The organism is Microbispora sp. H10830, assembly GCF_014161375.1.
In the GTDB taxonomy this organism is placed as follows: domain Bacteria; phylum Actinomycetota; class Actinomycetes; order Streptosporangiales; family Streptosporangiaceae; genus Microbispora; species Microbispora catharanthi.
On sequence record NZ_JABBWX010000018.1, the window covers coordinates 131,800 to 144,299 of the forward strand.

Annotated in this window: 16 protein-coding genes and 1 tRNA gene; 3 read left to right on the plus strand and 14 right to left on the minus strand. The window is 68.6% G+C overall.

Annotated features, from left to right (window positions below; all coding sequences use genetic code 11):
• Positions 1-397: 397 nt before the first annotated feature.
• The 8 genes from HHX35_RS35305 to HHX35_RS35340 form a co-directional block, all read right to left on the minus strand.
• Positions 398-700: a DUF1416 domain-containing protein gene (locus tag HHX35_RS35305; protein WP_139580708.1), complete on the minus strand. Its 303-nt coding sequence runs from the start codon at positions 698-700 to the stop codon at positions 398-400.
• Positions 700-1,539: a sulfurtransferase gene (locus HHX35_RS35310; RefSeq protein WP_182902969.1), complete on the minus strand. Its 840-nt coding sequence runs from the start codon at positions 1,537-1,539 to the stop codon at positions 700-702. The genes HHX35_RS35305 and HHX35_RS35310 overlap by 1 nt, the downstream gene beginning before the upstream one ends.
• Positions 1,536-1,946 (minus strand): DUF4395 domain-containing protein, encoded by a 411-nt coding sequence (locus HHX35_RS35315; RefSeq protein ID WP_139580710.1) that lies wholly within the window; start codon positions 1,944-1,946, stop codon positions 1,536-1,538. Before HHX35_RS35315 ends, HHX35_RS35310 begins: the two co-directional genes overlap by 4 nt.
• Positions 1,947-2,119: 173 nt before the next feature.
• Positions 2,120-2,485, minus strand: coding sequence for a thioredoxin family protein (locus tag HHX35_RS35320; RefSeq protein WP_205826427.1), 366 nt, complete (start codon positions 2,483-2,485; stop codon positions 2,120-2,122).
• 138 nt (positions 2,486-2,623) lie between these two features.
• Entirely contained in the window at positions 2,624-3,592 is a 969-nt protein-coding gene (locus HHX35_RS35325) for an anti-sigma factor (RefSeq protein WP_182902970.1), read from the minus strand.
• A complete protein-coding gene (locus tag HHX35_RS35330) occupies positions 3,589-4,101 on the minus strand; it encodes a sigma-70 family RNA polymerase sigma factor (protein WP_285785412.1) in 513 nt (170 codons plus the stop codon). Before HHX35_RS35330 ends, HHX35_RS35325 begins: the two co-directional genes overlap by 4 nt.
• 61 nt (positions 4,102-4,162) lie before the next feature.
• A complete protein-coding gene (locus tag HHX35_RS35335) occupies positions 4,163-4,843 on the minus strand; it encodes a DUF2993 domain-containing protein (protein WP_182902972.1) in 681 nt (226 codons plus the stop codon).
• Positions 4,844-5,045: 202 nt separating this feature from the next.
• Positions 5,046-5,294: a MoaD/ThiS family protein gene (locus HHX35_RS35340; RefSeq protein ID WP_182902973.1), complete on the minus strand. Its 249-nt coding sequence runs from the start codon at positions 5,292-5,294 to the stop codon at positions 5,046-5,048.
• 247 nt (positions 5,295-5,541) lie between these two features.
• On the opposite strand from HHX35_RS35340, the gene HHX35_RS35345 reads away from it, so the two are divergent.
• On the plus strand, positions 5,542-6,249 hold the full coding sequence (locus tag HHX35_RS35345) for a response regulator transcription factor (RefSeq protein ID WP_142564892.1): 708 nt from the start codon (positions 5,542-5,544) through the stop codon (positions 6,247-6,249).
• A 41-nt stretch (positions 6,250-6,290) separates the two neighbouring features.
• Here the strand turns inward: HHX35_RS35345 and HHX35_RS35350 are convergent, their stop codons facing one another.
• On the minus strand, positions 6,291-8,078 hold the full coding sequence (locus HHX35_RS35350; protein WP_182902974.1) for a bifunctional UDP-sugar hydrolase/5'-nucleotidase: 1,788 nt from the start codon (positions 8,076-8,078) through the stop codon (positions 6,291-6,293).
• Positions 8,079-8,208: 130 nt separating this feature from the next.
• Here HHX35_RS35350 and mshD point away from each other — a divergent pair, with 130 nt between their 5' ends.
• On the plus strand, positions 8,209-9,099 hold the full coding sequence (gene mshD, locus HHX35_RS35355) for a mycothiol synthase (protein WP_182902975.1): 891 nt from the start codon (positions 8,209-8,211) through the stop codon (positions 9,097-9,099).
• A 55-nt stretch (positions 9,100-9,154) separates the two neighbouring features.
• Here the strand turns inward: mshD and HHX35_RS35360 are convergent, their stop codons facing one another.
• The 3 genes from HHX35_RS35360 to dcd form a co-directional block, all read right to left on the minus strand.
• Positions 9,155-10,153, minus strand: coding sequence for an inorganic phosphate transporter (locus HHX35_RS35360; RefSeq protein ID WP_139580717.1), 999 nt, complete (start codon positions 10,151-10,153; stop codon positions 9,155-9,157).
• Complete coding sequence (locus HHX35_RS35365) at positions 10,154-10,771, minus strand: DUF47 domain-containing protein (RefSeq protein ID WP_030510423.1); 618 nt, start codon at positions 10,769-10,771, stop codon at positions 10,154-10,156.
• Positions 10,772-10,927: 156 nt separating this feature from the next.
• Positions 10,928-11,503 carry a dCTP deaminase gene (gene dcd, locus HHX35_RS35370; protein ID WP_139580718.1) on the minus strand — a complete coding sequence of 192 codons (576 nt, stop codon included), beginning with the start codon at positions 11,501-11,503 and terminating at the stop codon, positions 10,928-10,930.
• A 118-nt stretch (positions 11,504-11,621) separates the two neighbouring features.
• Here dcd and HHX35_RS35375 point away from each other — a divergent pair.
• Positions 11,622-11,695: transfer RNA gene (locus tag HHX35_RS35375), tRNA-Gly, on the plus strand.
• Positions 11,696-11,699: 4 nt separating this feature from the next.
• Here HHX35_RS35375 and HHX35_RS35380 read toward each other — a convergent pair.
• Together HHX35_RS35380 and HHX35_RS35385 are read right to left on the minus strand one after the other, a co-directional pair.
• The gene (locus HHX35_RS35380) at positions 11,700-12,125 is read right to left on the minus strand and encodes a type II toxin-antitoxin system VapC family toxin (protein ID WP_182902976.1); all 426 of its coding nucleotides are present in this window, start codon (positions 12,123-12,125) and stop codon (positions 11,700-11,702) included.
• Positions 12,122-12,367: a hypothetical protein gene (locus HHX35_RS35385; protein WP_142620856.1), complete on the minus strand. Its 246-nt coding sequence runs from the start codon at positions 12,365-12,367 to the stop codon at positions 12,122-12,124. Before HHX35_RS35385 ends, HHX35_RS35380 begins: the two co-directional genes overlap by 4 nt.
• Between the last annotated feature and the right edge of the window lie 133 nt (positions 12,368-12,500).

The following is a 12,500-nucleotide window of genomic DNA, read 5'->3' on the forward strand; positions in this document are numbered from 1 at the left end:
CATACAACTCAAATATGTCAAGATTTGCAGATCATGAAACATCGCCACATTGGACATCATCTCGTCCTATAACACAAGTCCGCCCTAATCGCTAACTTAGAATTCCAATCGGTCATCATGACCGATCTTACGGAAGACCTTAATTCACCATTTTCCTGTGTCCAGAACCGGTGATGTCGCGAATGAGGCCGGTAACGTCGTTCAGTCGACCAGGACTTAGGCGGCATATGGGAAGCCAGGGCCGCACGGGAGCAATCGACCGTTCACGTAGGCAGCGCAGGCGGCACCCGCCGCAGGTGTCAAGGTCTTTGTGCTCGGCGAGGTTCTCCTGTGAAAAGACCGAGGGCCGGTGCTCTCCCTGACGGGAGGCACCGGCCCTCGGGTGCGAGAAGGCGAATCAGACGGTGACCGAGAGCTGGGCGACCTCGCCGAGCTTGGCCTCGACGGGTACGTCCTTGGTGACGCCGCCGCCGGCGATGATGCGGACGGTCCACTGGCCGGGCGCGGCGAAGAAGCGGAAGACGCCCTCGTCGGAGACGACGACCTCGCCGGTGAACTCGCCGCTGTGGTCCAGCAGACGGGCGTACGCCGTGCCGGCGCCGGTGACGACGCCCTGGATCACGGCCTGGTTGGACAGGTCGATGCCGGCCGGCAGCGCGACGGTCTGCTCAGGAGCAGCGCAACCCTGTGTGGTGGTCATCAGCGGGCCTCCCCCAGCTCGATCGGCACGCCCACGAGCGAGCCGTACTCGGTCCACGAACCGTCGTAGTTCTTGACGTTGGGCTGGTCGAGCAGCTCGTGCAGCACGAACCAGGTGTGCGCGGAGCGCTCGCCGATGCGGCAGTAGGCGATGGTGTCCTTGGAGAGGTCCACGCCGGCGCCCGAGTAGAGCTCGCGGAGCTCGTCGTCGGAGCGGAAGGTGCCGTCGTCGTTGGCCGCCTTCGACCACGGGATGTTGCGGGCGGTGGGCACGTGGCCGCCACGCTGCGCCTGCTCCTGCGGCAGGTGGGCCGGGGCGAGCAGCTTGCCGGTGAACTCGTCGGGCGAGCGGACGTCGACCAGGTTCTGCTTGCCGATCGCGGCGACGACGTCGTCACGGAAGGCGCGGATGTCGTTGTCGGGCTCCGTGGCCGCGTACTGGGTGGCCGGGCGCTCGACGACGTCCTTCACCAGCTCGCGGGACTCCAGCTCCCACTTCTTGCGCCCGCCGTCGAGCAGCTTGACGTTCGCGTGGCCGTAGACCTTGAAGTACCAGTAGGCGTAGGCGGCGAACCAGTTGTTGTTGCCGCCGTACAGGACGACGGTGTCGTCGTTGGCGATGCCGCGCGACGACAGCAGCGCCTCGAAGCCGGCCTTGTCGACGAAGTCGCGGCGGACCGGGTCCTGCAGGTCGGTCCTCCAGTCGATCTTCACGGCACCGCGAATGTGACCCTTGTCGTAGGCGCTGGTGTCCTCGTCGACCTCGACGAGCACGACACCTGGCGTGTCGAGGTTGGCCTCGACCCAGTCGGCGTCCACCAGAACGGCGGAGCGGCTCATTGGATTCTCCCAGGTTGTAGACGGCGTATGAGCAGGTACGTTTCGCAGCCCAGGCAGAAGCCGAACGCTGCGTTGAGGAAGGCGGCCAGCAGTGCCGCTGCTGTCGCACCCAAGGCCAGTGCGGTGATCCCCGCCGCGAATCCGATCAGCCCCACCATCGCGAACCCCAGCCCGACGGCCTGCGCGAACCGCGGCGGCGCCGCGTCCTCCGTCTCGGCCGGCGGCCCCAGCCGCGGCCGCACGAACCGGCGGAAGACCAGCCCGTACGGCGACGCGTCAGCGGCGCCGAGCGCGAAGACGATCGCCTGCGCGGCGAGCAACCAGGGATTCTGCGTGACCAGTACGACCGCGAGGACCACACTGGTCACGGCCGCGCCGAAACGCGGGCCACGAGGGTCGATCTGCATCGTGGGGATGCTCCTGAAGGATTCTTGGAACGCGGCGCGAAGCCGCAGGAATCACCCTCAGGCCATGCGACAGAGCGAGGTCGCGACGCGGCAGAAGTCCACCGCGCGCCGCTTCGTGAGCAGCTCTGTCGTGGGAGTCATGACCACGACAGTACCTTCCGTCTCGGCATCTGTCACACCTTGTCCGATGGCTGAGACGGCCCGTGAGACGCGCCGTCCACGGCCGCGCCGAGCGCGACGATGACGTCGGCCTTGCGCGGCTGGCCGGACGCCCTCTTCACCACGTTGCCCGCCCCGTCGAGGACGAGCACGGTCGGGGTGCGCAGGACGTCGAAGCGCCTGACCAGATCGAGGCGCGACTCCGCGTCGATCTCCACGTGCCGGACGCCGGGCACCATGCCGGCCACCTCGCCCAGGATCCGGCGGGTCGCCCGGCAGGGCTGGCAGAACGCGGTCGAGAACTGCACCAGCGTGGCGCGCTCGCCGAGGTCGGCGCCGAGATCACCACTCGTCACCGGGGCGTGTTCCACGACCCGCATCCTTCCGTCGCGCCGTCTCAGGACCAGCCCGAGGACCACGCCCAGGACGAGCGTGGCCATGAGGGTCGCGATCCCTGCCATCACCGTCTGCAACCGTACGCCCGGTGCGGCTGATTCCCCCGCCGGGTCACGGCGAGGTCACAGCCTGGCGGTCACCAGGACGCGGCCGCCCGAGTCGGCGAGCTCGATCCGGTCGATCTGGCCGGGCCGCAGCGCCGTCGAGCCTTCGAGGACCATCTTCTGACCGCGGTACTCGCCTCTGCCCACGGTCCAGCTGCCGAGGGTCGAGACCGTGCCGTCCTTGGCGACCGCGCGCAACGTGCAGACCGTGCCCGCCGGGGCGCCCGCGACCCTGGCCACGACCTGCGTCCCGCCGTCGTGCGGCACAAGCCGTACGACGATGCGTACGTCGCCGCTGCTCCCGCGCGCCTCCGACGGCACGGGCGACGCGGTGACGGTCGCTTCGGCGCGCGACGGCTCGACCTTTCTCGCCACCGCCCCCTTTGACGACGCGGCCGAGGGCGCGGGCGACGCCGGGGCGACGAGCAGCTCCGGCGGCGCCTGCGTGCCCGCCGCGTCGGCCTGGCCCTGCTGATCCTGCGCGGCCTGGGGTGGGGCCGCCTTACCTTGGGCCGCGCGGCTCGCCTGGTCCGGGGCCGCGGCGACCGACCCCACTGTCATGCTCTCCGAGCCCTTCTGCGCCACCGACACCCACGCCGTGCCTCCCACGGCCGCGACGACGACGGACGCGGCGAGCGCCAGCAGCACGCGGGATCGGCGCCCACGCCGGGCGGACGCCACGACCGGGGGCGCGACCGCCCCGTCCGCACCCGCGGCCGTATCCGCGTTCGCCTTCGCATTCGCATTCGCATTCGCGAGAACATCCGCGAAGACGCCGTCGAGCACGGCCCGCGGCGGAGCGGCGGCGCGCTCGATGTCCTCGGCCGACACGCGCGCCAGCAGCGGCGGCAGCCCGGACAGCTCGGACAGCTCCGCCCGGCAGGCCGCGCAGGTCTCCAGGTGGGCCTCGACCTCGGCGGTCTCCTCGCCGTCGAGCGCCCCCAGCACGTACGCGCCGAGCGAGATCCGCACCTCCTCGCAGGTCATGGTGCCAGCCCCCGTTCCTCCAGGGCGAGCTTCAGCGCCCGGAGGGCGTAGTAGGTCCGCGACTTCACCGTTCCCTGCGGGATGCCGAGGATCTCCGACGCCTCCTTCACCGATCTCCCCCGGTAGTACGTCTCCAGGAGCACCTCGCGGTGCTCCGCCCTGAGGGAGGCCAGCGCCTCCGCCACTCCCCACGACTCGACGGCCCGTTCCAGCTCGTCGTCGGCGGGCAGCACGGCGAGCGCCTCGTCCCCCGTCTCCTGCGGCCTTGACTTGCGGGCGCGGTGCTGGTCGACGACGAGATTGCGGGCGACGGTGAACAGCCACGCGCGAACCGGGCGTCCCTGGAGCCCGGAGGGATGCCGCCAGGCCCGAAGCAGCGTCTCCTGCACCACGTCCTCCGCCCTGCCCGGATCACCGGTCAACCGCAGCACGTAGCCGTACAGCGGCCCTCCGTGATCCTCCCAAAGTGCGCGTATGAGCTCCTCGTCGGCGGTTCCGGCTGGACTCACACCCTCATCACGTACGCCGGGGCGCGATGGTTCGGCGGTGTGACGATCGTCACGCGAGCCCTCATCGGAGGGGGACATCGGACGCGGTGCCCTGGACCGCGAGCCCTTCGCTCGTCGACTTCACACGGGTGATCCTGAGGTTGAGCGGCAGGTTCTTCACCGGCACGGTGAACGAGATGAGCCGCTCCGGGTTCGGCACGGGGATGGCCCCGGCGATCTTCACGTTCGCGGGCGTGAGCCGTATCCCGCCCTGGACCACCTGGATCTTCATGTCGGCGGTGACCGGCACCTGGTTCCCGAGCACGGGCACGTTGCCCGAAACGCGGAGCTTGTCGTCGCCGGCGCCCTCGACCTTGATGCCGCGCGGCGCGTGGGCCGACAGGGTCTGCCGGGAGATGACCACGGTCCCGGTCACTCGGTCGGCCCTGATCTCGGTGGCCGCGGCGTTCTGGATCAGGTCGGCGAGCGGGGCGGTGACGCCGTACAGCGTGGCGTCGATGCGTTCGAGCTGGACGCCCTCCCGCTCCACCTTCCCGATGCCGATGCTGATCTCCTCGTATCGGCCCGAGATGGCCTGGGTGAGGAACGGTATGCCCTTGACCTGCACCGAGGGGGTCTCCGCCAGGTCGTACTTGGCCTCGATCTGGCGGGCGATCTCACGCTGCACCCCGACCACGGCGACCCGGTCGAGCACGACGAGCAGGATGGCCAGCAGGGCCACGGCCACGACCAACTTGCGCATCCGACCCCTCCGAAGGCGCCTTTGTGATCAGAGTAGTGCCTTGACCGGCAAGATTTGCCCGAAACGAGCGGTGTCCAGAGTGGTGCATCGCAAGGCGGAGGAGGAGCTCGTAGCCGGAGGCTACGGGCGACGACGACAACGCAGCGAGGTGCCGCTCTGGGCGACGCGAGGGGCAAAGATTGACGGGAGGGGCACTTGCGGCTCATCCCCCGGCGAAGGGGGGTAAAACCTCGACCACGGCACCTTCGGGTAGGTCGATCGTCGCCGGATCGCGCGTACCCGCGGGTGCGCCGTCGACGAGGAAGGAGCACCGGCGCAGCACGCGCTCGACGGCCGGATTCCGCGAGATCCCCGCGAGCAGGTCTCCCAGCGTCTCGGCGTCGAACGGCGCCTCCGGCACGCCGGCGGCCTCCTTGGCCGCCGCCCAGTAGCGGATCGTTCCCCTGGCCATGACGCGCCGCTCCCCTCACTCTCACGTCACCTCACGGAAGCTCTCCGTCACCGTCACGTTACGGCGCTAAACCACGTGACGTGTTGTTCACACGGGTGACGCACATTGGACGCAAACTTCCTGTGGGCTACCCTACGAATTAATGGACTCGGGCGATGTGGCCCCCGGGTCCTTACGTGTTTGTACGGCTGTCGCGGTTTCCAGTGCTGCAAACGGCGCCGAGCCGACATGGTGCGAGGAGGCTCATGTGAGCAATCTGCTCCTGCTGACCAACGCTCTGGAGCCGTCGGCGGAGACACTCCCGGCACTCGGACTGCTGCTGCACTCGGTGCGGGTCGCGCCCGCCGAGGCCTCCGCGCTGATCGACACGCCCCCGGCGGACGCCATCCTGGTGGACGCGCGCCGTGAGCTCGTGCAGGCCAAGAGCCTGTGCCGGCTGCTGCGCACGACCGGCGTCACCTGCCCGCTGATGGCGATCGTGACCGAGGGCGGCCTCGCGGCGATGACGGCGGAGTGGGGTGTGGACGACGTGATCCTCGACACCGCGGGGCCGGCGGAGGTCGAGGCCCGGCTGCGGATGGCGGTCGGGCGGCTGTCGCTGGCCGCCGCCGACGAGGTCCCCGACGAGATCCGCAGCGGCGACCTGTCGATCGACGAGGCGACCTACACGGCCCGGCTGCGCGGGCGCGCGCTGGACCTCACCTTCAAGGAGTTCGAGCTGCTGAAATACCTCGCCCAGCACCCGGGCCGGGTCTTCACCCGCGCCCAGCTGCTGCAGGAGGTCTGGGGCTACGACTACTTCGGCGGCACCCGCACCGTGGACGTGCACGTACGGCGCCTGCGGGCCAAGCTGGGCGCCGAGTACGAGGCGCTCATCGGAACGGTCCGCAACGTGGGCTACCGCTTCGTCCCCGACCGCGGCGAACAGAACGAGGCCGAACCCGCCAGACGCTGATGGCCCACCCCTGACGGGGCGGGCCATCGCTTTTCAGTCGATCACCGGACGAGGTTGATCCGGCCGGTGGCCGGCGGAGCGATCGGCGAGTGCGCGCCCATGTAGGCGACGAACGCGTCGATGTCCAGCGGGCCGCTCCACAGGTCGGTGCCCTTGGTGAAGACGCTGAAGCCGTCGCCGCCGCCGACGAGGAAGTTGTTGGCGGCCACCCGGATCTGCTGGGTGTCGGTCACCGCGGTGCCATTGATCTTGATGTCGGAGACCCGCGAGCCCTCCGGCTTCGTCGTGTCGAAGGTGTAGGTCAGCGACGAGGACGGCTGGAGGATCCGCTGGGTGATCCCGCCCGTCGCCGGGTCGACCTTCCAGATCTGCTGCTCGAGCAGCGCCTTGAGCTGGGCCCCGGTGAGCGTGACGACCTGCATGAGGTTGTTGAACGGCTGCACCTGGAAGGCCTCGCCGTACGTCACGACGCCGTCGCCCTCGGAGCCGCTCTGCGCGTAGGTCAGGTCGGTGCGGACGCCGCCCGGGTTCATCAGCGCGATCTCCGCGTTGCCGCCGTCCTTGGTCGCCTCGAGCTGCGCGTCGGCGATCAGGTCGCCGAGCGCGGTCTCGCCGACGTTGCCGCCACGCCCGATGTTGGCCGTGATCTTGCCGATCGGCTTGTTGGCGACGGTCGAGACCCGCTCCTGCCAGGTCTTGATGTACGCCTCGGTGTCGGCGTCCGGGGTGACGGTGCGGGTCACCACGTTGTTCTTGGCGACGACGCTGGAGCGGATGACGTCCTTGGTCCTGCGGTCGACCCGGAAGTCGATCTGCGTGATGGCGCGGCCGAACGACGAGCCCTGCGTGTAGACGCGGTCCTGACCGGCCGGGTCCTTCACCTTGCAGACGTACGCCTGGTGGCTGTGGCCGCTGATGACCAGGTCGATCTGCGGGTCGAGGCCCGTGGCGATCCGCGTGCCGTTGCCGGGGATGACGGGGCACGAGCTGGGGTCCTGGTTCGGGGTGATGTTGTCGCCCTCGTGGACCAGCACGACCTGCGCCTTGACCCCGTGCTTGGCGAGGTACTTCGACACCTTGTTGGCCGCCGCGACCTCCTCGGTGAACTGCAGGCCCTTGATGCCGGCGGCGGTGACGATGTTCGGAGTGGTCTGGGTCACCAGGCCGATGAAGCCGATCTTCACCCCGTTGATCTTCTTCACGTAGAAGGGCGGCAGGGCGTAGTCGCCGCTGCCCTCCTTGAGCACGTTCGCCCCGAGATAGTCGAAGTTCGTGCCCTTCCACTCACCCGCCGGGGAGCAGCCGTCGACCGGGTGGCAGCCGCCGTTCATGATGCGGTTGAGCTCGTCGATGCCCTCGTCGAACTCGTGGTTGCCGGCCGAGGAGGCGACCAGGCCGAGCTTGTCGAGCAGGGCGGCGGTCGGCTCGTCGTGGTAGGCGGCGGACAGCAGCGGCGACGCGCCGATGAGGTCGCCCGCGGCCACCAGGAGGGTGTCGGCGTCGCGCAGCTGCTTGAGGTGGGCGGCCAGGTAGGACGCGCCGCCCGCGATCGAGTACTTCGCGCCGGCGATGCCGGTCAGCGAGCCGTCGGTGTCGGTGTTCGCGCCGTTCGGGTCGAGGATCCGGGAGCTGGACCCGGTCGGGGGCTCCAGGTTGCCGTGGAGGTCGTTGATGGTCAGCAACCGGACGGGAACGGAGGGACCGGGCTTCTTGTCGTGCTTGCCGGATTGGGGAGCGGGAGATGCGGCGGCCGTGCCCATCGTGAGGGCCGCGACGCCCACCACGGCGGCGCCGGCGACGGCCAGTCGCGTCAGGGATGCTCGGGTCATGACCCCCGACAGTAGAGCGGGGATCTAAGCAGGAAATGGCGCAAAGATAACGATTCAGGGAGGGAACCCATGGCGTCTATTGCCGAAGCCCGGTAGGGGAATCGCCAAGCCTTCACCTATCGTGCCAGACATGGACGTACGCGTGGAGATCACGGAACGGCTCGATGACGAGCAGGTGGCGGCGGTGCTCGCCCTGGTGGAGGCGGCCGCCGAGGCCGACGGTGTCGCTCCGCTCAACGAGCATGTGATGCTCCAGGTGCGGCACGGCGGCGACCACGGCGCCAGGGCCGTGCTGCTGTATGAGGACGGAAAGGTCGCGGGCTTCGCCCACCTGGATCCGGCGGACCCGGAAGAGGGGCCGAGCGGCGAACTCGTGGTGCATCCCGCCTTCCGCAGGCGCGGTCTGGGCCGGCGACTGCTGCGCGACGCGCTGGAGGCGAGCGGGGGCAGGCTGCGCCTGTGGGCGCACGGCGACCTGCCCGGCGCCGCCCGTCTCGCCGCGAGCGCGGGCCTGGCCCGGGTGCGCTCCCTGTGGCAGATGCGCCGCCCGCTGTCCGAGCCCCTGCCCGCCGCCGCCCTCCCCGAGGGCGTACGGCTGCGCACGTTCGAGCCGGGACGCGACGAGAAGGCGTGGCTGGCGCTCAACGCGCTGGCCTTCGCCACCCACCCCGAGCAGGGCTCCTGGACTCCGGCCGACCTCGAACTGCGGGAGCGGGAGTCGTGGTTCGACCCCGCCGGATTCTTCCTCGCCGTACGGGGAGACGCGCTGACGGGCTTCCACTGGACCAAGGTGCACGGCGGCGACGAGCCGATCGGGGAGGTCTACGTGGTGGGGGTCGCGCCCGGCGAGCGCGGCACGGGCCTCGGCCGGGCGCTGACGCTCGCCGGGCTCGCGCACCTGCGCGCGCTCGGCCTCGCCCAGGTCATGCTCTACGTGGACGAGGAGAACACCGCGGCGGTCCGGTTGTACGAGTCGCTCGGGTTCACGCGGTGGAGCACCGATGTGATGTACCGGCGCTGAACGCCGACGGGCCGGTCCCCTTCGGGGGCCGGCCCGCTTCGTGTAGAGGCGTCCTCTATCCGAGGACGAGGTTGAGGATGAAGTAGCCGATCGCGGCGACGATGGCCGCGGCGGGGATCGTCAGGACCCACGCGGTCACGATGTTGCCGGCGATGCCCCACCGCACGGCAGACAGCCGCCGCGTGGCGCCCACACCCATGATCGCGGAGGTCATGGTGTGCGTGGTCGAGATCGGGGCGCCGAACCCGATGGCGGCGGCGTAGAGGACCGAGGACGCCGCCGTCTCGGCCGCGAAACCGCGCGGCGGGTCCAGGTGGATGATCCGCCTGCCCATCGTCCGCATAATGCGCCAGCCGCCGGAGTACGTGCCGAGAGAGATCGCCGTGGCCGAGGCCGTGATGACCCACTCGGGAATGCCGCCTTGCGGTGAGGCGTATCCGCCGACGACGAGCGCCAGGAAGATCACGCCCATCGTCTTCTGCGCGTCCTGCAGCCCGTGGCCGAGCGCGATGGCGGCCGCCGACACGGGCTGCACGTACCGGAACCCCCGGCTGGTGCGGTGCGGGTTGGACTTGCGGAAGATCCAGAGAAGAATGGTCATGATGATGCCGCCCAGGATGAACCCGATGACAGGCGACAAAATCATGGGGATGACGACCTTCTCCACCACCCCCGACCAGTGCACGGTCGCGCTGGCGGCGATGGCGGAGCCGCACAGCCCGCCGATCAGGGCGTGACTGCTCGACGACGGCAGGCCGAAGTACCAGGTGATGAGGTTCCAGACGATCGCACCGATGAGTGCGCCGCCCACGATGAGCAGCCCGTGGGTGCCGTCAGGAGCGTCGATGATCCCCTTGCCCACGGTGTGGGCCACCGCGGTGCCGAGATGGGCGCCGATGAAGTTCATCACCGCGGCGAGGAGGAGCGCGATCCGCGGCGTCAGCGCGCGGGTGGAGACAGAGGTGGCGATGGCGTTCGCCGCGTCGTGGAAACCGTTCGTGTAGTCGAACGCCAGCGCGATGACGATCACGCCGATGACAAGCGCGAGCTCCACTTAGCTTTCCTTGACCGCGATCGTCTCGATCGTGTTCGCGACGTGCTCGAAGGCATCGGCGGCGAGCTCGAGTTGCTCGATGACCTCTCGCATCTTCATGACGGTCAGGGCGTCGTACTCGCCGCTGAACAGCTTCGCCAGCAGCCTGCGGTAGACCTGGTCGGCCTGGTTCTCGAGCCGGTTGATCTCGATCCAGTACTCGTTGAGGTGCTGCATCGAACGCAGACGCGGCATCGCGTCCGCCGTCAGCTCGGCGGCCCGTTCGAGGACCTCTACCTGGCGTACGACCTCCTTGGGGAGGTGGTCGATCTGGTAGAGGACAATCAGGTCGGCCGCGGCCTCCATGTAGTCCATCACGTCGTCGAGATTCGACGCGAGGCGGTAGATGTCCTCGCGGTCGAAGGGCGTGATGAAGCTCTCGTTGAGGCGGTTCATGATCGCGTGAGTGCGCTCGTCGCCCGCGTGTTCGCAGGCGCGCATCTTCTCGGCCAGACCCTCCCGGTCCGAACCGTCGCTGATGATCTCGACCAGCAGACGCGATGCGGTGACGAGGTTGTTCGCCGAGTCGGCGAACAAGTCGTAGTAGCTGTCCTCACGGGGCGTGAGACGCAGGCGCACGTCGTTTCTCCAGATGTGCGGGGACGGTCCGCAGAGAAGAGTACGGGTTACCAGTGGAAATGCGAAGTTCAGGCCATGCAAGCCCGCTTGTAACCTACTCTTCCCCTTCCCGCTGCCCGGAACGTCCCCCGTAACACACTTGTTGCCTGAGTCGCTTCAGATCTTGGTGCGGTGGAAGTTCAGGAACGACCTGCTCGGGGTCGGGCCCCGCTGCCCCTGGTAGCGCGAGCCGTACCGGTCCGAGCCGTACGGGAACTCCGCGGGCGAGCTGAGCCGGAACATGCAGAGCTGACCGATCTTCATGCCCGGCCACAGCTTGATCGGCAGCGTGGCGACGTTGGACAGTTCGAGCGTGACATGCCCCTCGAAGCCGGGGTCGATGAAGCCCGCCGTCGAGTGCGTCAGCAGGCCCAGCCGGCCCAGGCTCGACTTGCCCTCCAGTCGCGAGGCGATGTCGTCGGGCAGACTGATCACCTCGTACGTGCTGGCCAGCACGAACTCCCCTGGGTGCAGGATGAACGGCTCGTCGCCGTCCGGCTCCACCTGCCGGGTGAGGTCCGGCTGCTCCGTCGCGGGGTCGATGTGCGGATAGCGGTGGTTCTCGAACACCCGGAAGTAGCGGTCCAGCCGCACATCGATACTGGACGGCTGGATCATCGCCGGGTCGTACGGGTCGAGCTTCACCCTGCCCGACTCGATCTCGGCACGGAGGTCACGATCGGAAAGCAGCACGGATGCAAGGCTAGTGGGCCCTCTGACCGGGGGGATCGGGGATCTTCGCGTCGGGACTGCAGGAGCACGCCCCGAATCCGCTACAGTAGGGGCAGCGACGGGCTCCACAGCCGGTCACGCGGGTGTAGTTCAATGGCAGAACATCAGCTTCCCAAGCTGACAGCGCGGGTTCGATTCCCGTCACCCGCTCCAAGATCTAAGCGAGCACCTCCGGCAGCAGCCTGAACGCGGCCACATGCCGGGGCCGGATCAGGCCGAAATCGCGCCGGTCAATCGTCGCAATTTGTGTGATTCCCAGACGCTCGGCGATTGCGACCACGGACACATCGGCAGGGTCGAGACGAGCATCTTTGTAAAGCCGGACGAGTTCGGCCATACGTCGTACGTCAGCGGCAAGCAGATCGACCAGTTCGAACTCCTCCGTGACGAGATCAAGGAACTGCGCGTGTACGACCGGTCCCATGTGCCTGTTGATCGTCCAACCAGCCTCGATCAGGATGGTCGAAGGAAGAAGCAACGGCCCTTCCAACTGCTCCAGGAGACGCACACATGAGGCATGGTGCTTGTCATCGCGATCGACAACGGCGATCAGTGGCCCTGTGTCCAGGAGCGTAGCGGTCACACCGACCGATTGAATCGCTCCGCCAGCAGATCTTCGACCCGTTCCGACAGATCGCCCTCTCCGGATGCGCCGATTCCCGCGATCGACAGTCGGCGACGCCGTACCGGTTCCGACGGACCTTCGTTCGCGGCCTCAGCGAGTTCCGGGTCTGTCTTGACCAACCGCAGCAGCCGACCCGCCTGATCCGGCGACAGCCGGTCAACCAGGTGATGAAGCTCCTCATGCGCATGCCCGGCGCTCATGCCCCGAGTCTACGCCTGCGATATCGCTGGCGGCAGGGACGCGGCGCGGCGTGCCCGTTGCGTGCCCGTTCGGTCGGCGACCAGAGGGAACTGCCGGGAACTCACGGTGACTCGACCGCCATACGTCCAGGTC